This is a genomic window from Thalassotalea algicola, assembly GCF_012932965.1.
GTDB classification, from domain to species: Bacteria; Pseudomonadota; Gammaproteobacteria; order Enterobacterales; family Alteromonadaceae; genus Thalassotalea_F; species Thalassotalea_F algicola.
Window position 1 is genome coordinate 57,478 of record NZ_JABBXH010000004.1, and the last position, 25,335, is coordinate 82,812.

At 36.1% G+C, this 25,335-nt stretch carries 26 protein-coding genes and 1 tRNA gene; 19 read left to right on the plus strand and 8 right to left on the minus strand.

Features of this window, described 5'->3' with window-relative positions:
• Nucleotides 1-27: 27 nt before the first annotated feature.
• The 11 genes from HII17_RS12265 to HII17_RS12315 all read left to right on the plus strand — a co-directional run bounded on the left by HII17_RS12265 (nucleotide 28) and on the right by HII17_RS12315 (nucleotide 10,683).
• Nucleotides 28-1,137 (plus strand): S-(hydroxymethyl)glutathione dehydrogenase/class III alcohol dehydrogenase, encoded by a 1,110-nt coding sequence (locus HII17_RS12265; protein ID WP_169075679.1) that lies wholly within the window; start codon nucleotides 28-30, stop codon nucleotides 1,135-1,137.
• Between the two features lie 9 nt (nucleotides 1,138-1,146).
• Nucleotides 1,147-2,010 carry an S-formylglutathione hydrolase gene (gene fghA, locus HII17_RS12270; protein WP_169075680.1) on the plus strand — a complete coding sequence of 288 codons (864 nt, stop codon included), beginning with the start codon at nucleotides 1,147-1,149 and terminating at the stop codon, nucleotides 2,008-2,010.
• A 288-nt stretch (nucleotides 2,011-2,298) separates the two neighbouring features.
• Nucleotides 2,299-3,189 carry a TRAP transporter substrate-binding protein gene (locus HII17_RS12275; protein WP_169076115.1) on the plus strand — a complete coding sequence of 297 codons (891 nt, stop codon included), beginning with the start codon at nucleotides 2,299-2,301 and terminating at the stop codon, nucleotides 3,187-3,189.
• Nucleotides 3,190-3,330: 141 nt separating this feature from the next.
• Nucleotides 3,331-4,500 carry a tetratricopeptide repeat protein gene (locus HII17_RS12280; protein WP_169075681.1) on the plus strand — a complete coding sequence of 390 codons (1,170 nt, stop codon included), beginning with the start codon at nucleotides 3,331-3,333 and terminating at the stop codon, nucleotides 4,498-4,500.
• A gap of 2 nt (nucleotides 4,501-4,502) precedes the next feature.
• A complete protein-coding gene (locus HII17_RS12285) occupies nucleotides 4,503-5,459 on the plus strand; it encodes a M20/M25/M40 family metallo-hydrolase (RefSeq protein WP_169075682.1) in 957 nt (318 codons plus the stop codon).
• A 72-nt stretch (nucleotides 5,460-5,531) separates the two neighbouring features.
• Entirely contained in the window at nucleotides 5,532-6,089 is a 558-nt protein-coding gene (locus HII17_RS12290) for a phosphoribosyltransferase (protein ID WP_169075683.1), read from the plus strand.
• A gap of 80 nt (nucleotides 6,090-6,169) precedes the next feature.
• Nucleotides 6,170-7,414 (plus strand): alkaline phosphatase family protein, encoded by a 1,245-nt coding sequence (locus HII17_RS12295; protein ID WP_169075684.1) that lies wholly within the window; start codon nucleotides 6,170-6,172, stop codon nucleotides 7,412-7,414.
• On the plus strand, nucleotides 7,404-7,871 hold the full coding sequence (locus HII17_RS12300; protein ID WP_169075685.1) for a hypothetical protein: 468 nt from the start codon (nucleotides 7,404-7,406) through the stop codon (nucleotides 7,869-7,871). The genes HII17_RS12295 and HII17_RS12300 overlap by 11 nt, the downstream gene beginning before the upstream one ends.
• The gene (locus HII17_RS12305; RefSeq protein ID WP_169075686.1) at nucleotides 7,864-8,508 is read left to right on the plus strand and encodes a CatA-like O-acetyltransferase; all 645 of its coding nucleotides are present in this window, start codon (nucleotides 7,864-7,866) and stop codon (nucleotides 8,506-8,508) included. The genes HII17_RS12300 and HII17_RS12305 overlap by 8 nt, the downstream gene beginning before the upstream one ends.
• The gene (locus HII17_RS12310) at nucleotides 8,505-9,383 is read left to right on the plus strand and encodes a CRISPR-associated endonuclease Cas2 (RefSeq protein WP_169075687.1); all 879 of its coding nucleotides are present in this window, start codon (nucleotides 8,505-8,507) and stop codon (nucleotides 9,381-9,383) included. The genes HII17_RS12305 and HII17_RS12310 overlap by 4 nt, the downstream gene beginning before the upstream one ends.
• A gap of 403 nt (nucleotides 9,384-9,786) precedes the next feature.
• On the plus strand, nucleotides 9,787-10,683 hold the full coding sequence (locus HII17_RS12315; protein ID WP_169075688.1) for a tyrosine-type recombinase/integrase: 897 nt from the start codon (nucleotides 9,787-9,789) through the stop codon (nucleotides 10,681-10,683).
• On the opposite strand, the gene HII17_RS12320 is transcribed toward HII17_RS12315, so the two are convergent.
• From HII17_RS12320 to yejK, 5 genes are read right to left on the minus strand one after another with little or no spacing between them, the layout of a single operon-like run.
• The gene (locus HII17_RS12320; RefSeq protein ID WP_169075689.1) at nucleotides 10,680-11,447 is read right to left on the minus strand and encodes a substrate-binding periplasmic protein; all 768 of its coding nucleotides are present in this window, start codon (nucleotides 11,445-11,447) and stop codon (nucleotides 10,680-10,682) included. The two genes, HII17_RS12315 and HII17_RS12320, sit on opposite strands and share 4 nt — an antisense overlap.
• A gap of 3 nt (nucleotides 11,448-11,450) precedes the next feature.
• Complete coding sequence (locus HII17_RS12325; protein WP_235938762.1) at nucleotides 11,451-12,269, minus strand: M23 family metallopeptidase; 819 nt, start codon at nucleotides 12,267-12,269, stop codon at nucleotides 11,451-11,453.
• On the minus strand, nucleotides 12,259-13,143 hold the full coding sequence (locus HII17_RS12330; RefSeq protein ID WP_169075691.1) for a 6-pyruvoyl trahydropterin synthase family protein: 885 nt from the start codon (nucleotides 13,141-13,143) through the stop codon (nucleotides 12,259-12,261). The genes HII17_RS12325 and HII17_RS12330 overlap by 11 nt, the downstream gene beginning before the upstream one ends.
• Before the next feature lie 9 nt (nucleotides 13,144-13,152).
• Nucleotides 13,153-14,187 carry a dihydroorotase gene (gene pyrC / locus HII17_RS12335; RefSeq protein ID WP_169075692.1) on the minus strand — a complete coding sequence of 345 codons (1,035 nt, stop codon included), beginning with the start codon at nucleotides 14,185-14,187 and terminating at the stop codon, nucleotides 13,153-13,155.
• A 29-nt stretch (nucleotides 14,188-14,216) separates the two neighbouring features.
• Entirely contained in the window at nucleotides 14,217-15,251 is a 1,035-nt protein-coding gene (gene yejK / locus HII17_RS12340) for a nucleoid-associated protein YejK (protein WP_169075693.1), read from the minus strand.
• A 72-nt stretch (nucleotides 15,252-15,323) separates the two neighbouring features.
• Here yejK and HII17_RS12345 point away from each other — a divergent pair, with 72 nt between their 5' ends.
• From HII17_RS12345 to HII17_RS12355, 3 genes are all read left to right on the plus strand, one after another.
• Nucleotides 15,324-15,539 carry a YejL family protein gene (locus tag HII17_RS12345; protein ID WP_169075694.1) on the plus strand — a complete coding sequence of 72 codons (216 nt, stop codon included), beginning with the start codon at nucleotides 15,324-15,326 and terminating at the stop codon, nucleotides 15,537-15,539.
• A 21-nt stretch (nucleotides 15,540-15,560) separates the two neighbouring features.
• On the plus strand, nucleotides 15,561-17,237 hold the full coding sequence (locus tag HII17_RS12350) for a DUF3413 domain-containing protein (protein WP_169075695.1): 1,677 nt from the start codon (nucleotides 15,561-15,563) through the stop codon (nucleotides 17,235-17,237).
• A gap of 95 nt (nucleotides 17,238-17,332) precedes the next feature.
• Nucleotides 17,333-17,409 (plus strand) — tRNA-Pro (locus tag HII17_RS12355).
• Between the two features lie 227 nt (nucleotides 17,410-17,636).
• On the opposite strand, the gene HII17_RS12360 is transcribed toward HII17_RS12355, so the two are convergent.
• Entirely contained in the window at nucleotides 17,637-18,164 is a 528-nt protein-coding gene (locus tag HII17_RS12360) for a hypothetical protein (protein WP_169075696.1), read from the minus strand.
• Between the two features lie 376 nt (nucleotides 18,165-18,540).
• On the opposite strand from HII17_RS12360, the gene HII17_RS12365 reads away from it, so the two are divergent.
• Both HII17_RS12365 and moeA read left to right on the plus strand, forming a co-directional pair.
• Complete coding sequence (locus HII17_RS12365) at nucleotides 18,541-19,167, plus strand: LuxR C-terminal-related transcriptional regulator (protein WP_169075697.1); 627 nt, start codon at nucleotides 18,541-18,543, stop codon at nucleotides 19,165-19,167.
• Nucleotides 19,168-19,184: 17 nt separating this feature from the next.
• A complete protein-coding gene (gene moeA / locus HII17_RS12370; protein ID WP_169075698.1) occupies nucleotides 19,185-20,438 on the plus strand; it encodes a molybdopterin molybdotransferase MoeA in 1,254 nt (417 codons plus the stop codon).
• A gap of 56 nt (nucleotides 20,439-20,494) precedes the next feature.
• On the opposite strand, the gene HII17_RS12375 is transcribed toward moeA, so the two are convergent.
• Both HII17_RS12375 and ubiU read right to left on the minus strand, forming a co-directional pair.
• On the minus strand, nucleotides 20,495-21,355 hold the full coding sequence (locus HII17_RS12375; protein ID WP_169075699.1) for a U32 family peptidase: 861 nt from the start codon (nucleotides 21,353-21,355) through the stop codon (nucleotides 20,495-20,497).
• An 8-nt stretch (nucleotides 21,356-21,363) separates the two neighbouring features.
• Nucleotides 21,364-22,356, minus strand: a complete 993-nt coding sequence (gene ubiU / locus HII17_RS12380; RefSeq protein ID WP_169075700.1) for a ubiquinone anaerobic biosynthesis protein UbiU — start codon at nucleotides 22,354-22,356, stop codon at nucleotides 21,364-21,366.
• Between the two features lie 173 nt (nucleotides 22,357-22,529).
• On the opposite strand from ubiU, the gene HII17_RS12385 reads away from it, so the two are divergent.
• The 3 genes from HII17_RS12385 to HII17_RS12395 are packed head-to-tail and all read left to right on the plus strand — an operon-like array spanning nucleotide 22,530 to nucleotide 25,321.
• The gene (locus HII17_RS12385) at nucleotides 22,530-24,347 is read left to right on the plus strand and encodes a thiamine pyrophosphate-dependent enzyme (protein ID WP_235938764.1); all 1,818 of its coding nucleotides are present in this window, start codon (nucleotides 22,530-22,532) and stop codon (nucleotides 24,345-24,347) included.
• Nucleotides 24,348-24,350: 3 nt separating this feature from the next.
• The gene (ubiT, locus tag HII17_RS12390; RefSeq protein WP_169075701.1) at nucleotides 24,351-24,911 is read left to right on the plus strand and encodes a ubiquinone anaerobic biosynthesis accessory factor UbiT; all 561 of its coding nucleotides are present in this window, start codon (nucleotides 24,351-24,353) and stop codon (nucleotides 24,909-24,911) included.
• The gene (locus HII17_RS12395) at nucleotides 24,911-25,321 is read left to right on the plus strand and encodes a bacteriohemerythrin (protein WP_169075702.1); all 411 of its coding nucleotides are present in this window, start codon (nucleotides 24,911-24,913) and stop codon (nucleotides 25,319-25,321) included. The genes ubiT and HII17_RS12395 overlap by 1 nt, the downstream gene beginning before the upstream one ends.
• Nucleotides 25,322-25,335: the final 14 nt, after the last annotated feature.

The window sequence follows — 25,335 nt, forward strand, 5'->3', positions numbered from 1 at the left end:
ATTATCTATCTCTTCGAAGGATTAAGAATGAAAACAAAAGCTGCAGTGGCATTTGGAGCGGGCCAACCGCTAAAAGTAATGGAAGTAGATTTAGCTGAACCACAAGCAGGAGAGGTTTTGGTAGAAATTAAAGCTACAGGTATTTGTCATACCGATGCGTTTACATTGTCAGGTGACGATCCTGAAGGCGCATTTCCTGCAATTCTTGGCCATGAAGGTGCAGGTATCGTTAGAGCAGTAGGAGAAGGGGTGACATCGGTAACTGTCGGTGACCACGTTATTCCTCTTTATACACCCGAATGTCGAGAATGTGACTTTTGTCTACATCCTAAAACCAACCTTTGCCAATCGATAAGAGAAACACAAGGTAAAGGCGTTATGCCAGACGGCACTTCTCGATTTTCCATCGATGGCAAGCCGCTGCTCCATTATATGGGGTGCTCTACATTTGCTAACCACACAGTATTACCTGAAATTGCAGTAGCTAAAATACGCAAAGACGCACCTTTTGATAAGGTATGTTATATCGGTTGCGGAGTAACTACCGGTGTTGGTGCTGTAGCGTTTGATGCTAAGGTCGAGCCAGGATCGAATGTAGTTATTTTTGGTTTAGGTGGCATTGGACTTAATGTAATACAAGGGGCAAAAATGGTGGGAGCCGATAAAATAATTGGTATCGATATTAACCCATCAAAAGTTGAGCTTGCAAAAGAGTATGGTATGACTGACTTTATCAATCCCAAAGAGGTAGACGATGTCGTAGCGTCTATTATTGATAAAACAGGTGGCGGTGCAGATTATTCTTTTGAATGTATTGGAAACGTAAACACTATGCGGCAAGCGCTTGAGTGTTGTCACAAAGGTTGGGGTGAAAGTTGGATCATTGGCGTAGCAGGCGCAGGCCAAGAAATCTCAACTCGTCCATTTCAATTAGTTACTGGCCGCTCATGGCGAGGTAGTGCTTTTGGTGGTGCTAGAGGTCGAACCGATGTTCCCAAAATAGTCGATTGGTACATGGAAGGAAAAATTAGAATTGATGAACTAATTACCCACACTATGCCACTTGAAGACATAAACAAAGCCTTTGATTTAATGCATGAAGGGAAATCAATTCGCTCAGTTGTATTGTTTGATTAGGAAAATTAAATGGAATTAATCTCTGACATAAAATGCTTTGGCGGTAAGCAACTACGTTATAAACACCAATCGGTGGTAAATCAATGCGAAATGGTTTTTTCTATATTTCTACCACCACAATGTGATGAACGTTTAGTACCGGTTATTTATTGGTTATCTGGGTTAACTTGTACCGATGAAAACTTTGTTACTAAAGCGGGGGCTCAACGATATGCTGCGGAACATGGTGTCGCCATTGTCTGTCCTGATACTAGTCCTAGAGGAAATAATGTACCTGATGATAAAGAAGGCGCTTATGACTTTGGGTTAGGCGCAGGCTTTTATGTTAACGCGTCTCAAGAGCCATTTAATCAACATTATCAAATGTATGACTATGTTGTGAGTGAGTTACCTAAGCTAATTCGACAAACATTCCCTGTCTCTGGAAAAGCGTCAATTATGGGTCATTCAATGGGCGGGCATGGTGCTTTAACGATTGCTTTAAAGAATACCGAACAATATTTATCTGTTTCTGCTTTTGCGCCAATTTGTTCTCCTATGCACTGTCCATGGGGAGAAAAAGCGCTAACCAATTATCTTAGCAGCGATATAGCCAGTTGGTTTGAGTATGACGCTAGCGAACTGTTGAAAGTCGCAAACCTTTATTTGCCTATGTTAATTGACCAAGGTAGTGACGATAGTTTTTTAAAAGAGCAGTTAAAACCTCATTACCTGCTTAATGTCGCAGACGCAGTACATTACCCATTAAAATATCGAGAACAGCCAGGTTACGATCACAGCTATTACTTTATCGCTAGTTTTATAGGTGAACATATTCAATTTCACGCCAGTTATTTATACGGTATTAGTGATAAATCGCCAGTTTTGATTTAAATTTAATAAATAGGAACGATTTGTAGCTACGGAACGGTTTCAATTTAGGCTGGTTATGGTAGTTAAAAATCAATGCAATACTCGTCTAGTGGGTTTCACTAGACGAGATTTTATTAAATACACCTCTTTCGCACTATCAAGTTCGCCAATAACTGGTTTGTCCAAAACAATGTGCGAGCTAGAAAGGGACAAGTGTCTAAAAGCTAAATATCATCTAAAATTTGCATCCCCATACAAAACACAAGACTGGCGGTTTGCGCCACATTTACACCATCAATTTAAAGAAACATCGAGCTTGCCAGTAAAGGAGAAATTTTCGTTGATATTATCGATGACGGCCAGTTAGGTATAGGAACTGAAATAGCGTCTTTAGTCGCGAGAGGACAAGTCCAAGCTGGTTTAATCTCAGTATCCAATTTATCTCCTGCTGCACCTATAGTCGATATTTTAAATATCCCATTTTGGTCTGCTAGTAATCAGAATTATTTAAATTTAGTCAGCTCTGATGTTTGGAAAGATAAAGTATTAAATAGAGTTGCTAGCCAAGGTAAACTTGAAATCTTATATCACCATATTACCGGAGCGCGAACAATTACATCAACAAAGCTTCATGGCGCTGTACTGAAAAGGCCTAGTGATCTAAGTAACATGTTATTTCGCACACCTTCTAGTCACGCATTGGATATATTCTATCGTTTATTAGGTACAACACCTGTAAAAGTAAAATGGAAAAATGCTGCTCAAGCAGCTGCAATTGGTCGAATTCAGGGCTTGGATCCTTCAATTGTTGGTCTATATAACGGCCCTAATAATCTCCGTCAGCAACTCGGGTCTATCACGCTAATTAATAGCGTACACGATGGCTGGGTTACTATTATAAACCAAAATTGGTTACAAAAATTACCTAATAATTTACGCGACGCAGTTAAAAAAGCTTCAAATAAAACCTTTAAACAACATATTAATACGGCAGAATTAATTCAGAAAAACAGTAAAGAAGCGCTGAAAAAATTAGGTGTTTCAATTTATCAACCAACAGTAGAAGAACTATCGTTATGGAGACAAATTTCAGGTCATCATAAGAAGCAATGGTTGCCGTATAAAGAACAATTATTGGGTGATAGTAAAGCCTTCAACCAGTTTTATGATGCAGCTAATGTAACAAATAAACGAGTTTAAACTAGTTATGTTTTGAGTTAGTTATCGATTCAACTTTAGCCCTTTATAAAATGTAACGTATTATTAATATTGCAGTATAAACAGTGCATTTAGCACCGTTTGATATATGCTTAATATATATACAGTGTGATAGGGGGAATAATGAAAAAAGTTTATACGCTTAGCTTTTTATTCTGCATTGCTGTCAGTGGTTGTGTTTCTACTCAAGAAAATCAATATGCAAAACAAGCGCTAGATACAAAGCTCTTGCTCAATGATGAAATATTCCCGATTGCCAAACATGTCCCTATAGAGTCCAAAAAAGAAATTTTTCATTTAAGTGATGAAATGAAAAACTTTGTCCGCCAAGAACTCGACCCTTTACGCACGAAACACCATAAAGTACACCATTTAGTTAAGCATATTTTTAATAATGACAATGTTGGTTTGGCTTATTTAAGTAACGCCAATTTGGTTGCTGAGCAAGCGTATAACAATAAAAAAGCGAATTGTATGTCGTTAACTATAATGGCTTACGCACTTGCAAAAGAAGCGGGATTAGACGCTAATTTTCAAGACGTTTTAGTACCTGAATATTGGGTGAGAAATGGTCAATACAGCATGTTGACAGGACATGTAAATTTAAAAATTAAGGGTGTTAAGCAACCTAACACATCAATTGTTTGGGGTGAAAAAAGCTTCGAAGTAGATTTTGATCCGTTTATTCGTAAAAAGAATTTTGATACCGAAGTTATTGGTAAAAGCACAGTTGTCGCCATGTTTTATAACAATAAAGGCGCTCAAGCCCTAGTAGAAAGTCAATATAATAAAGCATATGCTTATTTCAAAGCCGCTATTCTTGAAGATGTTGATTATGCACCGAGTTGGGGAAATCTGGGGATTTTATATCGCTTTTTGAATGAAGTTGAATTAGCTGAAAACACCTATCAACATGCCATAAGCTTGGCTCCTAATAGTCTAAATTCTATGACTAATTTAGCCATTTTACTTGAACGTCAAGGGCGGTATGATGAATCAAGGCGTTTAGATAGTGCTATTATCAAACAACGAATTAAGAATCCTTATTATCATGCGTTGCTTGCGGATGAAGCATTCTATGAAGGCCGTTTTGAAAGTGCAGTTCGCCACTATCGTCGAGGAATAAAGATTAATGGTGAAATTCATGAATTGTATTTTGGCTTAGCTAAAGTGTTTGACGCCATGGGCCGTAAAGATCAGGCCAGAACAGCAATGAAAAAAGCCATTAACGCAAATAAAATACCAGACGTTGAACGTCAGTACATAGCTAAGTTAAGCCTATTGAAGCAGTAAACTTGTTATTAAGAAGTATTTGTTTTTTCACAGCGATAATTTTATTAGTTGGTTGTAAGTCGACATCCTCTTTTGTTGTGCCACCTGAATATTACGCGATTGACCAGCAGTCCTTATCTTCTCACGTCCATTATTTAGCAGATGATGCTTTAAAAGGTAGGGCGTCAAACACTGAAGGAAATGATCAAAGTGCTCTGTACATAGCAGAGCAGTTAGCTTCCTTTAACATTTTAACTTTACCCGAACAGAAAAACTATTTAGTACCATTTAAACTAAAAAAACACTCTTCGTATATCGTCGGCAATAATGTGATCGGGTATAAAAAGGGCACAGATAAAGCAAATCATTACATTATTCTATCTGCGCATTTTGATCATATAGGCCAAAAAGGTAATCGAATCTTTAATGGTGCAGATGACAATGCTTCCGGTGTTTCAGGGCTATTGGAAATAGCTAAAACATTGGCTGCTCAAGAAACGAAATATAGCTTCATTTTTCTTTTTACTGATAGCGAAGAAATAAATTTAAGTGGCGCTAAAGCATTTACTAAAATGTTTCCTGATATCGTTAAACAAACTAAAGTGAATGTTAATTTGGACATGATTGCTGGTACAAATACGACTAAGCAGCTACATATAGTAAGTTATAAAATAAATAAGCTGTTAAACCAGTCAAACGCTTCACTTTTTAAGCAACTTCGAAAAAAGTCGGCAGTTAAAGTAAAAAAGGGTTTTAATCAGTCGAGAAAGTCTTTAGGAAGAAATCGAAACTGGAATATTGCTAGTGATCACGGTGCGTTTTACAAGTTAGGCGTACCATTTATTTATTATGGAGTAGGTGAACATGTTCATTACCACAGACCTACAGATAATTATGAAAACTTAAACAAGAAATTCTTGTGGCTCGCTAGCAATACCATTTATCAACACCTACGCTTTTTAGACAAACATATACAATAAATTAGTTAACCAATTAGTCAGGCTTTGTTAAAATAAGTTAAGTTAAAATGCTCGCATAAGGTAATTTCCGTTATGGAAAAGAAATTTATTTCAGCTCAAGAATTATTAGAAGATTCTTTTAGAGTTGCAGCAAAAGTGTATGAAGATGGTTTTCGACCAGAATTTATCGTTGGTATTTGGCGAGGTGGCGCACCTATTGGTATTGCCGTCCAAGAATATTTTGATTACAAACAAGTAGAGACCGACCATATAGCTGTACGTACATCTTCTTATTACGGTATAAATCAGCAAAGTAAAGAAATTAAAGTGCATGGACTTCACTACATAATCGAAAATGCTAATGCGGAAGATCGTTTGCTAATTGTTGATGATGTTTTTGATTCAGGTCGAAGTATTGATGCGCTAATAAAGCAATTAAAAATCCTAATGCGTAATAATATGCCTAAAGATGTACGGATAGCATGCCCATGGTATAAACCAAAAAACTCAAAAGTAGACATAGTGCCAGACTACTATGTGCACGAATCAGAAGAGTGGTTGGTTTTCCCTCATGAACTATCAGGCTTAACGCCAGAAGAAATAGCTGAAGGTAAAACGGATCTTGCTAATATAAAAGATCTATTTATCTAGAATTCATTTGAATGTAATAAAGCGCCAAGACAATAAAAGGCGTTTTTTTATATGTAATTGACAATAAAAAGAATAAAAAAATGCATCTAAGAAAGTTAGTTCTATCATTGCTATTTTTATGTAATGTTTGTTTTGGTCAACAAACACTTGTACTGCTGTCAATTGATGGCTTTAGTCATGATTACATAGAAAAATACAAACCAAAGCACTTAACACAATTAGCTAAAGCTGGTGTACAAAGTGAAGGGTTAATTCCTGTCTATCCGACTAAAACATTTCCAAATCACTTATCTATAGTTACCGGTAAATACCCAGCAAATCATGGTATTTTTCATAATAGCTTTTATCACCGAGAACTCGATGATGTTTACGCTATGGGAAAAGGTAAACATCAACCTAAATGGTTAACTGCAAAACCAATTTGGGTGTATGCTGAAAAACAAGGAGTTAAAGCTGCATCGTTCTTTTGGCCAGAATCTGAAGCGTTAATCGATAACACACGTCCTAGTAAATATTATTCTTATGATGGCAATATTTCTAATATTCAACGAGTTGAAGAGATAGAGAACTGGCTTATCGGTAAAGACGGATTTTCGCCTCAGTTCATCACTTCCTATTTTTCAATTGTAGATGATGCCGGACATGATTTTGGACCAGACTCAAATCAGGTTGCAAAAGCAATTAGAGAAGTTGATGAATTAATAGGGCGATTAGCTCACTTTATAAAAACTGTCGACAAACCAATAAATCTAGTGATTGTTTCTGATCATGGCATGGTTAACGTTGACAAAATACACGAAATAAATACAGCGAAGTTAACACGAACGTTTTCAAGTGATATTAAAGTAGTGAAAGGGGGATCGCAGTTATTTCTATATAGTAATAATAAAGAAGCAATTAAAGATGCTACCAATCAGTTGGATAATCATTTAACTAAATTCTCTGATAATGACAAACCTTTTAAAATAGTGACCGAAGTCAATGCTCCTACCTCTTGGCATATCAATTGGTTGAAACCTTTTACTCCAGACATAATCGTCGATGCAAAGCCACCTCATACTTTTTCTTATAGTAATAGCCATTACAGTGCATTAGGGAATCATGGCTTTGCACCTGAATATAGCTCAAGCTTGAACGGGATTTTTATTGCTCAAGGACCAGCATTTAAACATAATCTCGTAATAGAACCATTTGAAAATATTCATTTATTTCCAGTGTTTAGCAAGGTTTTAAACTTAGAATTTTCACAAGAGCAACAAAAGTCTTTTGATGGGGATTTTTCAAGGCTAAATAAAATTTTCAAATTAGAAAACGATGAAAACTAACACAGAATTATGTTTAGATTTTAGCATAATTCCAGGCTTCCAAGTTGCGTCTGGAAAAGCAGAAAATAGCCCGTATCCAAAAGGAACTATTGCTTTACAAGCACCATATTTTAAAGATCAGGGAATAAATTTAGATGGTTTTTATAAGGGAACTATAAATGCCGAGTTTAATTGTGATGTCATTACAATAGACAAATATGATTATAAAGTAGATCAATTGACCTGGTGTCAGGGGGTTGCACCAGAAACGTTTATTTTTATATCTTGCAAAGTGCAATTTAAAGAAAAACACTATCCTGCGTTTATTTATCATCCTATTGGCGAAACAAAAATAGGGCACTTGCAACCGCAAAACTGTTTAGAAATTGTAGCGCCTTTTATAAATGGCCTAGAATATGGTTCGCAAGCTAAACTGGTAATCAGCAATAACTATCTTACGTTGAAACAAAATGGTTAATAGATACATCGATTTAACAACATGGCATCGTAAAAATCATTTTGAGTTTTATAAAGGTTTTGAACAACCTTGTTTTAATATCTGTTTAACCATTGATGTAACGGAAGCAATTAAATTTGCTAATAAACATAACGTATCTAAGTTATTTACATTGCTATACCTATCAAGCAAAGCATGCAATAACGTTGAAGCATTTAAACTTAGAATTTCCGCTAGTGGCAAACCTTATAAATTAAACAAAGTCCACCCATCAGCAACATTGATGAATAATGAGGAATTGTTTTCTTTTTGTAATTTTAAATTTGACGAAGACTTTGAAAATTTTATCCATGAATCAAATAAGAACAAATTACATGAATTAGCTAAACCAGCGTTAAGCGAAGTTGAAAATAGGGAAGATTTAATATTTTACTCTATTATTCCTTGGCTGTCGTTTACCAGCTTTAGCCATGCTCAATCAAAGGAATGCCAAGACATTCCTAAAATAGTATTTGGTAAATTTAATTATCAGCAAGATAAAATTACTATGCCAATATCTGTAGAATTACATCATGCACTCGCAGATGGTTTAGATGTGGCCAAGTATATTCAAGCTTTTGAAAATGAAATTTCTACTTGTCATGAGATAAAGCTTTGAGCAAACAAAACCGCAGAACCAAAGCCGCTCTTACGTTAAGAAAATTTATCTCAGTCCAATGGCTAGCCTTTGAAAATCAATTTATTAAGAGAAAAGTTCGACGGCTAAGTAGAAGTCAATTTAACGCATTGGACAATGAAATAGAAAGTATTATCAATAGTACTAACAGCAACATTCGTATACTTAGCAATTATAAAAAACAACTCAAAAAGGGCGCTCATATTACATTCGATTATGTGAACTCTTTAGCTGCACAGCATCAAAACTATCTAGACTTATCCGCTAGAAAAGATGAAGACTTGGCAAAAGTACTCTTTATTACAGAAGAAGAACAAACCAAATTTGTACAAAGTGCTATCTCTAAGCATAATTTTATCCAATCCGGAGAATTTCTTCATGGGTTACTATCAGTCAAAGCCCAAGGAAAGACTGTATTTCGTTCAGCGCTTATCGAAGGCAAAGTGATAAAGGATGTTAGACAACGACTAGTTAGAATTGAACATTGCAAAGCGGTTAAGTTAGATAATGAACGTGATCAAATTGACTCCGCATTAAAGGAATATATTTTTAAGTTACTTATAGAGCAAATTAGATTATCACTTAAACCAGACCTAATTGAGCCATACGGTAAAAACACTAATCATAAAAATACGATTGATAAAAACACGCCAACTGAAGACTTAGCAAAATTAAATACATGTTTAGCTAACCCTGAACAGTTTATATCGATAGTTAAACAAGAAGTTGAACTAGATAAATATTACACGGTAGTTGAACGACCAGGCCAATGCGTAGCTTTCAAATTTCATATTGCTACATTAAATAAAAAGATTGGTTCGTCAGAGCATTTGGTTTTATTTTCTACTAAAGGTTAGTATGAAGTTTGTTTAAATATGTTAGTTGCTCTAACTGATAACTAGTAAATTACGTGACTAATGGTTATCAATTAAATACTACTTGAATATTACGCCGTATAAGGACATAATCTTTTAAAATCGTGATTTTAATAAGTAATGAATATGTGTGTCTAGAGGCCCTTATCTATAAGGTTTTAGATAAAACGCCTAATTATAGCCCTAATCTTTTGATTTGATTATGTTTGTTTAAATTACTTAATGTATTGGCGCAAAGCCCGTAAACTCTGGGTTTATAGACTAACGCAGGAGTTTTTAGCGTAATTCTCTGTGAATTTTAGCTATCATGGTAAGTAATTAGTCTCTATTTTTTACGTAGCGTTACGTTACTGTTGTTAAATTATAATGTGAATTTTGGTGATACATGTTTTCTTATCAATCCGCTTCTCAAGTTTATTTGCTATCTCTTCAGTCTGCGCAATCACGTGTCACGATGGATTCTTTACTGAATGTTGTTTCCTGGCAATTGCAAAAGAAAAAATCACATAAAAGCGTCGATTGGTCAAAATTACATTACCAGCAAATTCTAATGGTCATTTCTCATTTATCAGAACAAGGAAAGTCGCCAGCAACAATTAATGTCTATTTGTCTGCACTTAAAGGTGTTGCTAAAGAAGCTTGGCGCTTAAAACAAATTAGCGTTGAGGATTACCAGCATATAAAAGAAATTAAACGTATTAAAGGCTCCCGATCATCAAAAGGACGTGCGCTAGATTTAGATGAGTTAAACAAGCTTATTGATTACTGCATGATGCAAGATGGTGTTATTGCAATGCGCGATGCTGCAGTTGTAGCTTTAGTTTATGGCGCGGGATTGCGTAGACATGAAGCTGCTGGTTTATTATTGTCAGATTTAGACTTAACTGAAGCCACCTTAAGAGTACTAGGTAAAGGTAACAAAGAACGAGTAAATGCCCTACACCCAAGGATCCTTGAGATCCTTGATGTATGGTTGTCTGAACGAGGATTCGAGCCGGGACCTTTATTTTTAAGGGCTAGAAAAGGGAATCGTTTAGTTAATGAACCTATTTCAGGACAAACAATTTACGATATTATCATTCGTCGATATAAAGATGCGGGGTTAAAACGCTTAACGCCACATGACTTAAGACGAACTTTCGCTACAAAATTATTAGAAAATGGCGAGGATGTATTTGTTGTACAAGACCTAATGGGCCATTCGTCAGTCGAAACAACTAAAAACTATGATAGACGAAGTGATAAAGCCAAAAATAAAGCTGCTCGTGCCCTACCTTTCTAACCGTTAATTTTGCTCCATTTGTTTGAAATTTCTTTTAATTTTCCATTTGATTTTAAATGTTTAATGGCATTATTTATCTTATCTAGCGTTATTGTAGACGTAGATTTTTTGCTCAACATTATATAAATATCATCCTGATAAATAGTTAATGGGTGTATTTCAAACTGTCCATCAAGTTTATATTTTTTTACAAACGCCTTTAACGTAATTGGATCTACTAGAAATCCGTCTATATGGCCCTTATTTAGTTGCTTAACATTTTCTTCAATATCAATAACTTCACTGATATTGTTATGAAAATTCTTTTTGGTGATTAATTTGGCATACTGCTCACCGTAATAATAACCGCTTTCAACACCAATTAAATAATCACTATCGCTTAGGTCTGCTAACGTATTGAGCTTAATACGTTTGGTGTCTCCACGTTTTACTACTAAATTAACCAGTTCTTTACGATACGGTAAACTAAAATAGGCATATTCTTCACGTTCAGATGTTTTACTAGCACCCATGGCAATATCCATGTGTCCAGCTTTAATCATCATTAAATGGCGCTTCCATGGAAGTTCAGTAATTGAATAGTTGATATTAGCTTGTGAGAGGATTGCGTCGAAAGATTCAATATCTAATCCAATAAGTTGGTTTTTATTATTGTGATATTGGTATGGATACCATAGTTCCCAGCCAGCATTTAACTTTTCTTGTGCATTGGCCAATATAGGTAGAATTAGAAATAAGCTAAGAACTAAGTATTTTTTATTCATTTATTATTTTAGTAGTTTTAACGCAAGTGCTGGGTCTAATCTAGTTTGATACCAATTAATACGCCAATCTAAATGGGGCCCTGTTGAGCGCCCTGTTGAACCAACCGCTGCAACAACATCTCCTTGGTTGACAGTATCACCTACTTTTACATAACTATCACTTAAGTGCAAAAACGTAGAAGTAACACCATGTCCATGATCGATAATAAGTGTTCCACCAGAATAAAACATGTCTGGAACATTTAACGTTACTATTCCACTAGCTGGAGCCTTAACAGGGTCTCCTTTTTTACCTGCATAGTCCAAACCATAATGCGGAGTTTTTGGAACGCCATTGTAGATGCGCTGACTACCATAAACTCCAGTAATTGCACCAGCCATAGGCGCATTAAATCCTTGAGCAAAATAAGTATTGTCGCTTGAAATAGCTCTAGCTGCTTTTACTTGAGAGCTATCTTTTTTAGCCCTGGCTACTGCTTTTGGGTTTGGGTTCATTATGCTTTTTTTGATACCATTAACACGCTGAATTTTATATTCGCGAGCTTTTGGCGTCATTGTTTTAATTTCTTCAACGCCTTCGCTATTTACCACTCTTAATTGGTAGTTTGATTTATCGTCTCGACCGAAACCAAAAGCAAAGTAACCATCTTTACTGACTTTTAATTCTTTATCATTAAGATATACAGAGGCCCCTTGCTCAGTTTGGCCTACGATAAGACCTCCCTGTGAAATATCACCATTGAGTTTAACTTTAGCATTAGCAGATAAACTAAAAATTAATGGAATACTTATAAAAGTCGCACGAATTACATTACTGAACATGTGCAATGGCTCCCTTACCGACACCTTCATAGGCAACAACCGTTATTTCATTTTCATTATTTAATGACTTTAATTGTCTAGCGATAAAGTCGGCTAATAGTTCAACTGTAGAGTCGCAATCTACAATCTCAAGCACTCCTGATTCTACGGCAATATCGAAGCGTCCTTGCGGAGCCATATAAGCGAAGTAACGGTGATCGGGATTCACATTCTCTAAAGCATATGAGGATAGCTCAATGTTTTCTTTAGTAACTTCGTCAGAATCAGTCGCAATATAAATATCTTGCCAGCGTTTACACCAATAATTTTCTAAAGAATGATCTCTAGCGCCATCTTTAAATAGTTCTATTTTCGAACGATGGCCATGTGCAATTCGCTGACAATTGCCGTCATGCTTTTTCAAACCGTGAGTATAATGGTAAAAATCAGAATCAATTACTTCTGGCCTTAATCTAATTGTTAAGCCACTTACATTGCTTGGCAACTGTTGCTTTATAACATTAGTGAGATGTTTTGTAACAGATTCAATGGTGATTTCTGCACCTTCTATGCCTGCAAAGGCACTTACTGGAGATTGTAAGTAAAAACTTGCACGTTTAGAGGAAAAGTCAACAAACTCGTGCCCTTCACGCGCCCCTTCTTGGGTTACGCGTAACGTTCCAGAGTTTAATGGAAGTAATAATTTGTGATCGACAGCATCATCAATTATCGCTTTGATTTGTTTTTTAACGACACCAAAATCTAAGACCATGCTCATTTCGTTAAGACAGCCTTCAAGTAGTACATCTACTATCCAGCTTTCACCAACAATCCCGCGTTGCTCACAAAGGTAAGAGAAATCAATTACCGTTAAATCATTTACAAATAACTGCACTGCCGTCCCTTATCCCTCTACCACTTGCCAAGTCATTTCTTCACCGGCTTTAATTGGCACTACCACGTCGGAACCAAATGCCATAGTTTCAGGTACTGGCCAACTCAATTTTTCAATAGTAATGGTATCGTTATTAACAGGTAATCGGTAAAAGTTGGGGCCATTTAGGCTGGCAAAGGCTTCTAACTTATCTAATGCATTTTCTTGCTCAAATACTTCAGCGTATAATTCGATTGCGGCATGCGCGGTATATGAACCCGCACAACCACAAGCGCTTTCTTTTGCATGTTTAGCGTGTGGTGCCGAATCTGTACCTAGAAAGAATTTTTCATTACCACTAGTTGCTGCTTCAACTAAAGCCTGTTGGTGAATGTTTCGTTTTAAAATTGGTAAACAGAAAAAGTGTGGGCGAATACCGCCTGCAAGCATATGATTTCGATTATAAAGCAGATGGTGAGCGGTAATTGTCGCTCCAACGTTTTTACCTGCCGCCTTAACAAAGTCAACTGCATTTTTAGTGGTAATGTGCTCTAAAACGACTTTTAAATCGGGGTAGTTTGCAACTAACGGCTTTAAAATAGTGTCGATAAATTCAGCTTCTCGGTCAAAAATATCAATTTCTTTGTCTGTAACTTCGCCATGGATTAATAATGGCATGTCATGCTCTTGCATTGCCGCTATTACATCACTGATGTTATTTACATCCGTTACTCCAGAAGAAGAGTTCGTAGTAGCACCTGCTGGGTATAGTTTTGCCGCATATACCAAGCCACTAGCCTTCGCTTCTGCAATATCAGCTGGCGTTGTGTTGTCTGTTAAATATAACACCATCAATGGCTTGAACCCTTCACGTGGATTGGCTGCCATAATGCGTTCATGATATTCAGTTGCACCTTTAGCATTTACTACTGGTGGAACTAAATTTGGCATAACAATAGCTCGGCCGAAATAACGGCTTATATCTTCGACGGTATTTGTTAACACTTCGCCATCGCGTAAATGTACATGCCAATCATCTGGGCGAGTTATAGTTAAACGTGTCATTCAATTTCCTTAAAACTAATGCTGAACAATTATTCTTCGTTATTAAGTAACTGTAATAATTGTTCTTTTAAATTTGGTGGTACTTTATAAATCGTTAAGCTGTCATTGGCCGCATTATACACTACATCTTGGCCAAAGTGACTACGCTCAAAGCTAATGCTAATACCGTTGCCGTAACCTGAATATTTGGTCACTTTATTAACTATAGCCTGATCATGTGGGAAGCTATCTTCGATTTGATAATCTTGTTCTTGGCAAAATTGATAAAAACCTTCGCCTTCTTCATTTTTTGAAACGACTTTATCAACTTCCTTTAATGAAACATCTTGAGCAGACTCTTTCTGCTCTTTACAGTAACTCAACAGCTCTTTTCGTGTTTGTTGCTTTTCATCGGCATCTAGTTGATTAACACTGACATAGTCTTCGACGGCTTGAACTAATGCTTGTGTTTGCGCTTTGGCATTTAATCCTTCTTCACAACCTAAAAAGTCCAAGAAGAAATCAGAAACCTTACGTCCAGCACGACCTCTAATAAAAGTAACGTACCTATCCCCTTGCGGGTTTTGCTGATAATCAAATAAGTCGATACGAGCAGCTAATTGCAATTTATCGGTATCTAGATGTTGATCGGCAGATATGTTTAATTCACTGTCTACAGAGTAATGCTCGGATATAGGAATTATAGCGGCGATTAAATAACGCCCACCCATATGTTCATAATGACATAGCACTAAATATCCGGTTTCAGCTAAGTCATATTTTGTAAGTTCATTTTTTAATAAATGGGTCGCTTGATGGCTAAAGGCGTTGAAGTCTTGCATGTCGGAAAGGTAGCTCTCCATTACATCGACAAATCTCGCTTCATCGCCTTCTGCAGGCATAGTCGAAAAATGACCATAGCCTTTATTACCTTTTTTATTGTAGATATTGTGCAGCGAATCCATAAAACTTTGAATTTTTGTGCCTACTTCAAGGCTTTCTGCGCCAAAACGGATAACAACTTCGCCTGTTTCTTCTTTTTTAGTAAGAAAATGCAGGGCAATATTAGAAATATTTAAACTCATAATTAAAGGTCAGTATTATATTGATATTGCTTTTGATAAACTTAGCAAATTATTATTTATATTAAATTAATTATGCCTATTGTATCTAAGTATTCGAATGAACGTGTAGAAAAAATTATCGATAACTTGTTAAATGTACTTATAGAAGAAAAAGCAAGTGCAGATCTGTCACTAATGTGTTTGGGTAATGTTGTTACTGAAGTGGTTCATCAACAAGTGCCTCAAGCCCAGCAAGAACAGATAGTAGATAACTTTGCTAAAGCGTTAGCACAATCAGTAAAAAAATAATAAAAAGAGATTTCAATACTTATGGTGTCGTTTGAGTCTAAACCCTACAGTAAAAAGCTGCTGCATTTAATAAGTTGGAGCCACTGGTTCACTTTTTTCAATATAATCGCTGCTATATTGCTTTCAACAGTTTACCTCATTAATGAAGCATCACCTGAAACGTTAACAGGCCATATTTATTTAATCACAACGTGGTTAAGTCATATGGCCTTTCTTACATTTATCATTTTTGTTTTATCTGTTTTTCCGCTCACCCTATTAATACCAAGAACGCGATTTATAAGGGCAAGTGCCTCCGTTATCTTTACTATTGTGCTAGTACTATTGTTGCTAGACGCCTTTGTTTATAGCCGTTTGGGTTATCATATTAATGCGTCTTCAGGCTCACAAATCATTGAATTGATTAGCAGTGAAATTCGTGAAGACAGACGAAGTTTTTGGTTCGTTACAATAGTTGTAAGTTTGTTGATTCTAACTTTTGAATTACTTGCCAGTAATTATGCTTGGAAACATCTACAGCAATTACAAAAAACAGTATTTGCCAGATTTATTGTTTTTGGCTTAGTCGTCGCATTTTTTATAAGCCACCTAATGCATATTTGGGCCGACGCAAACTTAGAATATGACGTATTAAAACAAGATACAATTTTGCCTATGTCTTATCCAACAACGGCAAAAACATTATTAACTAAGTATGGTTTGTTTAACAAAGACGATTATATGGAACGAAAAACAAGTCCATTAAGTTTTAATGAACCAATGCCAAGCTATCCTGTTATTGGTCAGTGTAATGCGCAGCAAATTAATAACACGACGTTTTTAATATTGTCGAAACAAACCCTATCAGCGGATTTAATTGAGCAATTTGCTCAACGTTCAACATCTTCTACGATTCGATTTAATCAACATATCGACAATGCAACTACGGAAAACGCTTGGTTTAATTTGTTTTATGGCTTACCGACTATCTATCAACAGACAATTAAAGAAAGTGGTGATTCATCGGTGCTTTTTCAGGCTTTAAAGCAGCTAAACCTTAAATCGAGCTTCACTCAAGTAAACAGCAATGAATCAAATGAAGAGCCTATTTGGTTTTTAAATGATTTTGGGAAATCTGAGCAAAAAAGCAATATTGCCAGTATGATTTTTCCAGATGAACTAGCTCAGTTTGAAAACGGTTTACATACTATTTATTTCTCGGATGACAATACCTATCAAATGGAATTATTTGTCGACGCCCTTTTACTTGCTCAAAAGCAAAAAACCAATAAAGACAACATCATCATTAGTTCAATTGGTAATCAAGACATTAGTACGAATCTATCAAATAAGTTAGCCTTAGCCATCTGGCCGAGCAATAAATCAAAACGCGTAAACCGTTTATCTAGTCAAATGGACGTTGTACCAACATTACTTAAGCGGTGGCTTAACTGTGGCGATAACGCTACTAAGTTAACTGCTGGTGACGATTTGTTTAAAATAAAAAGAGACCGAGTGATAGCCAATACGGTAGATAATGGCATGGTTGTATTTAATAAAGACAAATCTGTTTTTATTGATCAAAACGGCAACTTCCAAAGCTATTCAAGCCAATTGTCTGCGCCTATTACAGAAAGTTCTGACTTTCCTTTAATGATAGACGGCGTACATTTTATAAAACGCTTTAGTCAACATCAGCAGCATATAGGTGGCCAATAAATAAGCGTTTAAACGCGTTTAATTACTTAGCGATTGCAAAAGCAATTTTTACGTTTAATATACGGCACAGCTTTTTGAAAAAGCTAAATATATTTCGGGATATAGCGCAGTCTGGTAGCGCGTGCGTCTGGGGGACGTGAGGTCGCAGGTTCAAGTCCTGCTATCCCGACCATACTTTTCTAGAGCCTTTTAAAGATATTTTAGGTTGTTAAAATCTTCAAATAGCTATATCTGTGTTAATTTCCTCTCCCTCAGTTCTTAGAATTAATCTTCTTACAACGAACGGTACTATAATTTGATTTAGATTTTAGTTTGACACTAATAACCTAACTCAACAATGTGAGTTAGGTTATTGGGAAAGTAAGATGTTAATGCTGTAAGTAATTAGAAAATATCACTTCAATCATGAGTGCTTTTGATAGTTACTGAAGGTGTTAAAATGGAATTTTGCGGACTTTGGTTAACAAAGTGTGGAATATACATCCCTACTTTAGATGTAGCATTCTCTGTTCTAATCAACCATCTTTTTCGTTGAAAATTAACATACACATCATAAACAGTTTCATTATCTAAAGTATTTTGTTCTATCCAAAATTTAGTGTTTTTAATACCTATTTCAAGCCCGTTTCCTGCTACTGAAATACCTGTACCAGTGGCTCCTTCTACATAATTATCTTGAAGCTTAACCTTTTTATTGTCGACAGATAATATAGCGTTAAAAGTCACACCAGAATTCCCTAATTCTCTAGACAATTTGACGGTTTTAATCTCGTCATCAGCGACATCTTCTCTAATTACATGTGCATATTTTTTATCAAGTTCTTTTCTTACCTCAACTCCTTTATTGATTGCCCATGTATCGATCATATAAAGTAATACGAATATGATACTAGTAAAAGCAATTGACGATTTATTAACATACTTCATAAATTTAACTCCATTTTTGTCCGCAAAGAATATAGCTTTATATTATGGAGAAGTGAATACCTAAGTTGTTGATTATTTTTACAATACAATCAGGATAACCAATAAAAAAAGTTATTCTTATATTTCTCTATGCTGAAGTTGAGTAGATTCATTTAAAAATCATCATTAAGTAAACGATATTTTGTGGCCTAACCTAGTAATAAGTACTTGAAGCGGGACATAGTTTTAAAGAAAAACCATTATGAGTCTTTTTTATGCTTAAATTTCTCTAACAAAAGAATGTTGATGCACATCAACACCAAAATCATCAATGCCCATTACCATAAGCTAATTAAAAATAACAAACTGCTATTTCCGTGCATTTGGATGTTTATCAATGGTTACTGATCAAGACGAACCACCCGTTAAAGTAGACGACAACTCAATTCTTATTAAAAGTTTAAAGAGTTTAATAGAAAAAGAAAAAAAGAGTTTCCCTAATACAGCTGCATCGTCTGATACTCAAGCTATAGTGATGTTGGATAATTGCGCCCCTGTGCTACTTTCGTTAAATTTAAATGAAAATCAAAACACTGCTAGCAAAGGAAATAATGTTTCAACTCGCCTTGTTGTGCTGACTGTTTCAGAAGATAATCAAGAAGTTCTTTCAGCAATAGATTGTGCTAGTCATAGTAACTTACTAGAAAATAACCACCTTAATGAGTTGATAGAAAAAATAAAAAAAGCCACACTTAAAGCAAATGTGGACTTTAAGCCAAGCAAAGACAAAACAATAAAAAGCAACGGGGCTTTTTCTTCCCTCACCTGTCGAGAGCTTGAAATTTTGAACCTTATTGCCAAAGGATTAAGTAATAAGCTCATTGCCCGAGAACTCAATATTTCCGACGGTACAGTAAAAGTACATGTTAAACATTTATTGAAAAAGCTTAAGTTAAAATCACGTGTAGAAGCAGCGGTTTGGATGATTAACAATATGACTAATCAACCGCTAAAACTAAAATAGAATAGAGAATTATTTATATGGTAGATTGTTGTAGTGCGTTTGGACTAATGCCCCTTTCGCAAGCCAAAACAAATTTATTAGACAAGATATCTTTAGTCAAAGATTCCGAAACAATTTCAATTAACAAATGTATGCAGCGAGTCAATGCTCGAAGCATTAGCTCACCTATCAATGTTCCTTCACATAACAATTCAGCGATGGATGGCTATGCGTTTAACGGCGATTTTAGTCAAAACGAAGTTATACCAAAAGATCATAAATTCGAGTTGATCGGAATAGCTATGGCGGGTAGTCCATTTTTAGGTGAATTAAAGCCAGGACAATGCATTCGAATTATGACTGGTGCAGTAGTGCCAGATTCTGCAAATACTGTTGAGATGCAAGAAAACATCACAGTAGCTGATTCAACTGTTCAATTAAACCAATCATTAAAAATAGATAATCACATTCGCAAAGCGGGTGAAGATATTACAATAGGTCAAACCGTATTTGAAGAAGGTCATTTGTTTAGTGCCACAGACGTTGGTTTACTAGCATCCTTAGGCGTCGAAAACGTTTATGTAAAACGCCGCCCAAAAGTCGCGGTATTTTCTACAGGCGATGAATTAAAGTCTGCAGGTCAGTCTTTATCTCTTGGCGATATCTATGAAAGTAACAGTCATGTAGTGATCGCCATGTTAGAGAAAATGAATGTCGAAGTTATTGATTTAGGCATTATTGAAGATGATTATGAAAAGATTAAGCAGGCCTTTATAAAGGCAGACGAATTAGCTGATGCTGTTATTAGTTCTGGTGGTGTTTCTGTTGGTGATGCAGATTATACAAAGGACGTTTTAGGTGAATTAGGGCATATCGATTTTTGGAAAATTGCGATTAAACCAGGTAAGCCGTTTGCGTTTGGGCAACTACCAAATAGCGTGTTTTTTGGATTGCCTGGAAACCCTGTTTCAGCAACTGTGACCTTTCATCTATTGGGCGTACCTGCACTTAAAAAAATGATGGGTACAGATTTTTCTGATCCAATGTTAATTCCTGCTGTAACAACTGATCGTATTAGAAAGCGAGCAGGTAGAATGGATTTTCAGCGCGGTGTCGCAAATATTAATTTAAATGGTCAGCTTGAAGTTTTGCCTCTAGCAAAACAGGGCTCTGGTATACTGTCGTCAATTTCAAAAGCCAATTGCTATATAGTGTTAGAGCAAAGTCACGAAGGCTGTAATGCTGGCGAAAAAGTCAATATCCAACTTTTTGACCATATAATTGGAAGATAATTAGTAAAAAACGTTAAAAAAGCCACCCTTTGAAATAAAGGGTGGCTTTTTTATTATTAACCGATGTGAATACCTGCTATTTGATGCCAATAACCATTACTGTGCCCTGATGATAACGGTATAGATTGTTGGTTTTTCAGCTGTTTCAGTACGTTAAAAGCATTATCACTTTCTGGGTGTACTCGCATAATATCCACAAGCCCCATCATACTTTGTTGTTCAGCTGTCAAGTTGTAGCACTCACCTGACATAGTTTGAATGCCATTTAATACAAATAAATTATCGCCTTCTTGGCTCTTTGTTATCCGGCCGGTAGGATAATTAATGCAACAAAGCTGACAATCATCTTTATCTCTATCTTCAGATCTTGCAGTAAAACAGCGAGCAGAAAATGCTAGAGGTAAGTGACCATAACTGGTTACTTCAATTTCAAATTTATCTCTAATACCTATTTCTTCACACTGCTTTACAACATTCACTAATTTATCTCGTGAAAGCTCGACAGGCATGCACCACCGAGACATACCTTGTTTATATAGTAGCTCAAGCGTGTGATGGTTATAAATATTAAGTGCACTACCTGCAACGAAAGGTAAGTTATGACTTGAAAGCTGTTGTATAGCCGCCATATCATTTGCTTCAACTAGAAAGTCACCATTATCACAATAACGTTTGAGTTCATTTAACTCTGAAGGTGCCTCAAGCAATACCATGGTAGAAAGTACCACTTGTTTACCACTTGTTGCCAAATCTTTAGCTATGGCTAAATAATCTTTAAGCTTAAGTTCTCGTCTTTTACTGCAAACCGACTCACCCAAATAAATAATGTCAGCATTACTTTCTTTAGCTTGACGATAAAAACTTTCGACTTTAGCTTTAGGCCAAAAATATAATATATTTCCCAATGAATACTTCATGACTCCCCCTACTGCCAGCGCTTATGATAAGCGCCTAAAGTCGTTTGATTTCCTTCAGATAAACTAGATAAACATTCATCCCATTCAGGTTTTACTTTAAAATCATTCGACGATAAGCAAGCATCTATTGCTTGTCGCCAAGAGCGAGTAACGTCGCGGACATATGCACTACTTCTTTGTCTTCCTTCGATTTTTACTGAAGCAATCCCCATTTGAACTAGTTCAGGTAAAAGTTCCATGGAGTTTAAACTTGTTGGTTCTTCGAGCGCATGATAACGAGTCTCGTCAACGTCAAATCGACCTTTACACAATGTGGGGTAGCCTGCGGGTTCTTCAGGCGCGTATCTATCAATAACTATATTGTTTAATCGAGATTCTAGGCCGTGCTCATTTTCTTGCCACTGTACGTATTTAGCTGGTGAACAAACACCATTCATATTCGGTGACTCACCAGTTAAGTAGGACGATAGATGACAGCGCCCTTCTGCCATTATACAAAGACTACCGTAAGCAAAAACCTCTAACTGAACGTCGGTCGTTCTTGCTAATTGTTTTACTTGGTGAATTGAAAGTACTCTTGGCAACACCACTCGCTTAACATTAAAATTTTCTTTGTAATAGGATATTGCCCCAGCATTAGTAGCAGATGCTTGTACAGATAGGTGTAGCTCTAAGTCAGGATAATGCGTAGCGGCATAGTTAAGTACTGAAATATCAGCAACAATTAATGCATCAACACCAAGGTTTGCAGCCAAATCGACTGATTGCTGCCAAGTTTGCCAATGATCGCTATTGGCGAAGGTATTTATCGCCATATGTAACTTGCGATTATGATCGCGAACATATTGAACTGCTTGTTCTAATTTTTTATCTGTAAAATTTAATCCCGCAAAATGGCGGGCGTTGGTGTCATTTTTTAGGCCAATATAGACTGCGTCTGCACCGTTATCTATTGCTATTTTTAGTGAAGACAAATTACCTGCTGGACACAAAAGTTCCACAAGTTTACTCCCAGATGAAAAAGCTTGTCGTTTTTAAAACGCACTGCTTGTAAATGAAGCACTTATCATACCGTTAACAATAATTGTACTTTCTTGATCCAGTTCAAAACCATAGCCTGCTAAATAAGGAAAATGGCTAACCAATTACAAATAACAATAGTTCTAGGTCTATTATGACTGTTCCTCACCAACAATTAACTCAAAATTATTCGGATAATTTTGGACAACAGTATGCCGATTCCCTACCGCAATTAGGGACAGCGATGGCTGAAATATTAAAATGGTTTGGTTGCCACGATATTTTTGGTGTTGGTGGAGATTTTGCAGCAAACCTAATCGCGGCCTTAAGTGACAATATTTCATTATCTCCTGCAGGAAACGAAATGCACGCAGGCTTTACTGCATGTGGTCACGCTGAGTTTAACGGTATTGGCGCCGCATTAACTACGTATACGGTAGGCAGTTTACCATGTACTAGTGCTGCAGCTTTAGCGATTACTGAAAAGTTACCTGTAATTTTCATTTCTGGTGCGCCGGGAGAAAATGAAATTTCTCATCATACTATCCACCATACAATTGCTTCCGCCTCTACTTGGCGAGCAGAATATGACTGCGCATTAGATGCCTTTCGCGCATTAGGTATGCAAGCAGAACGATTACAAGGGGCGAGAAATAGCCATCAGCCCAATATGGCAGCAGAACGATTTTTCCAACTTGTCGCTCACGCATTCACTAATAAACAGCCAGTATTTATTGAAGTTCCTAGAGACCTAGTTTTCCTTCCTACACAAGCAATAACACTTCCTAAGTCTCTTGATGACATCCAAAGTCAGCCTTATGTATTAAAAGGTGAATTACTTATTGCAAATCAGATAATTGATAAACTTAAGCAGGCTAAAAAACCATTAATCTACATAGGTGAAAATGTAAAACTTAACGCTGAGCTTTGTTCATACATAATGGATTTTTGCCATACGTTTAATGTGCCCTATGCGACATGTTGGCTAGCTAAAGGAGTGTTTGATGAAACAGATCCCTTAAGTGTTGGTAGTTATAACGGGGTGTTTAGTCGTGAGCAAAATCGCCGATATATTGAGAAAGAAGTTGATTATGTATTGGAAGTCGATACCAGTATCTATTTGCAAGACACTAACGCTGCCTTTAATACCGGCACCCATTCTATTCATAATTTTAAAAATAAAACGGTTATTAAAGGATCTACGCCTAATCAACAAGATCTCATTAAAATTTTTGAACGTTTAATTAACTCGAACATTCCTCCATTTGAAGTAGCTTTGCGTAAACAGCCAACACTGTTAACCGAAGCTAACGAGAAAGTAGATTTTCACAACATAACTACCGTATTAAATGGCATTCAGCAAACTATAGAACAATCACTAATTTATTTACCAGAAGTTGGCAACTCATATTTTGCTTCTTACGATCTTATTACTAAACGATCAGTTTTAGGTAGAAGTTGGATTACAAACCCTTGGTATGCAGCAATGGGAACAAGCCTGCCTTATGCGAGATCAGTTGCCAAAGCACTTAAATCGAAGAAAACAAAAGATATCGCCGTAGTAATTACTGGTGATGGAGGCTTTAATTTTCAGCTAAATGAGCTAATCCATTTTCAACGCGAATCATTAACAGTGATCATTATTTATATGCGTAATGACATTTTTCATTTGGGTAAGTCTGGAGAAGGCGAAATATATCAGTGTTCAACTCCCGATTTCGATGCATTGAAATTAGTTGAAGCTTTTGGTGGTAGAGGCGCTCGTTGTAAAACAGTAGGAGAGTTTTCTCACGAAATGGTGAACGCAATTAAAGCAAATTCAGGTATTTCCTTAATTGAAGTCCCAGCAGACACTGCTCTGCAATATCAGTGTCATGAAATAAAAATGTTAAACCTTTATATACAAGCGAAAAATGGTAATCCTGAGGCAAAGGAAAAGTGGCAAGCATTAACCGAATTAACAGGAGTTTAATACATGATAAAGTCAGAACAAGTTGTAAATTTAATTCCAGCAGAAAAAGTTAGACTACCTGTGCCAATCAAGCAGGTATTAAAGAGGCTTCCTCCACACATATTTAAGCCTTTATTACTACTACCTGACCAAATCAGCGAAACCATGATGAGCTTTTCTTTAAACAAAGTATTTAAGCAACCATTGATTGATGAGGAAATAGATTTTCTTCAAGAAAAATGGTTAAAACTCAACCTAACAGATGCTGGGTTTTATTGCTTTATTACTGTATTAGAAAATGATTTAGGGACTCCCCTAGTTTCTGTTAAAAATCAACTGCCACAAAACCTTAGCAAACCGAATGTAGAATTTTCTGCTGATGTTGAAAGTATTGTCATGCTTGCTACTAAAAAGCTTGATCCTGACACTTTATTTTTTCAAAGAAAGCTCATGGTTACTGGTGAAACAGAACTTGGATTAGCAATTAAAAACTTTTTAGATGATTTTGATTTCAAAGAAAGTCTTCCTGAACCTATTCAGATGCTAATTAGTAAGATGCAAAAAAAGAACATTCAAGGAAAATAATGGAAACCTTCACATGGAAAGACGAATTTTGTATTGGAATTGATGAAATTGATAAACAGCACCAATACCTAGTGCAATTAATCAACCAAATCGCAATCGCGATCAATCAAAAAGCAGAAATTGCTTTTATTCAGTCAATTTATGAACAGTTAGTAGAGTACACACAATATCACTTTAACGAAGAAGAAAAGTATTTTATTCGACTGACTAGGGCTGACAAATTGTTGCACCAACTTCAGCATAGCCATTTTATTGAAGAGTTAAAGAGTTATAGGCATCAAGGGTTAGAAAATATAGATATGAATAATATTCTATTTTTTTTAACTGATTGGCTACTTAACCACATATTAGGTGAAGATAGAAAAATAGTTGTTAAAAAACAGCAACCTTTATCTACAAAGGTGTATTAGCTGGAATACGCTAT

Bases quoted from the DNA above. Each gene is read 5' to 3' on its own strand.
- HII17_RS12320 (WP_169075689.1), bottom strand. From the start codon at position 11,447: ATGAATAAAAAATACTTAGTTCTTAGCTTATTTCTAATTCTACCTATA.
- moeA (WP_169075698.1), top strand. From the start codon at position 19,185: ATGGTAGATTGTTGTAGTGCGTTTGGACTAATGCCCCTTTCGCAAGCC.
- HII17_RS12265 (WP_169075679.1), top strand. From the start codon at position 28: ATGAAAACAAAAGCTGCAGTGGCATTTGGAGCGGGCCAACCGCTAAAA.
- HII17_RS12385 (WP_235938764.1), top strand. From the start codon at position 22,530: ATGACTGTTCCTCACCAACAATTAACTCAAAATTATTCGGATAATTTT.
- HII17_RS12315 (WP_169075688.1), top strand. From the start codon at position 9,787: ATGTTTTCTTATCAATCCGCTTCTCAAGTTTATTTGCTATCTCTTCAG.
- HII17_RS12290 (WP_169075683.1), top strand. From the start codon at position 5,532: ATGGAAAAGAAATTTATTTCAGCTCAAGAATTATTAGAAGATTCTTTT.
- HII17_RS12360 (WP_169075696.1), bottom strand. From the start codon at position 18,164: ATGAAGTATGTTAATAAATCGTCAATTGCTTTTACTAGTATCATATTC.
- HII17_RS12395 (WP_169075702.1), top strand. From the start codon at position 24,911: ATGGAAACCTTCACATGGAAAGACGAATTTTGTATTGGAATTGATGAA.
- yejK (WP_169075693.1), bottom strand. From the start codon at position 15,251: ATGAGTTTAAATATTTCTAATATTGCCCTGCATTTTCTTACTAAAAAA.
- ubiT (WP_169075701.1), top strand. From the start codon at position 24,351: ATGATAAAGTCAGAACAAGTTGTAAATTTAATTCCAGCAGAAAAAGTT.
- HII17_RS12365 (WP_169075697.1), top strand. From the start codon at position 18,541: ATGGTTACTGATCAAGACGAACCACCCGTTAAAGTAGACGACAACTCA.
- HII17_RS12305 (WP_169075686.1), top strand. From the start codon at position 7,864: ATGGTTAATAGATACATCGATTTAACAACATGGCATCGTAAAAATCAT.
- HII17_RS12325 (WP_235938762.1), bottom strand. From the start codon at position 12,269: ATGTTCAGTAATGTAATTCGTGCGACTTTTATAAGTATTCCATTAATT.
- HII17_RS12280 (WP_169075681.1), top strand. From the start codon at position 3,331: ATGAAAAAAGTTTATACGCTTAGCTTTTTATTCTGCATTGCTGTCAGT.
- pyrC (WP_169075692.1), bottom strand. From the start codon at position 14,187: ATGACACGTTTAACTATAACTCGCCCAGATGATTGGCATGTACATTTA.
- HII17_RS12350 (WP_169075695.1), top strand. From the start codon at position 15,561: ATGGTGTCGTTTGAGTCTAAACCCTACAGTAAAAAGCTGCTGCATTTA.
- HII17_RS12345 (WP_169075694.1), top strand. From the start codon at position 15,324: ATGCCTATTGTATCTAAGTATTCGAATGAACGTGTAGAAAAAATTATC.
- HII17_RS12300 (WP_169075685.1), top strand. From the start codon at position 7,404: ATGAAAACTAACACAGAATTATGTTTAGATTTTAGCATAATTCCAGGC.
- HII17_RS12375 (WP_169075699.1), bottom strand. From the start codon at position 21,355: ATGAAGTATTCATTGGGAAATATATTATATTTTTGGCCTAAAGCTAAA.
- fghA (WP_169075680.1), top strand. From the start codon at position 1,147: ATGGAATTAATCTCTGACATAAAATGCTTTGGCGGTAAGCAACTACGT.
- HII17_RS12295 (WP_169075684.1), top strand. From the start codon at position 6,170: ATGCATCTAAGAAAGTTAGTTCTATCATTGCTATTTTTATGTAATGTT.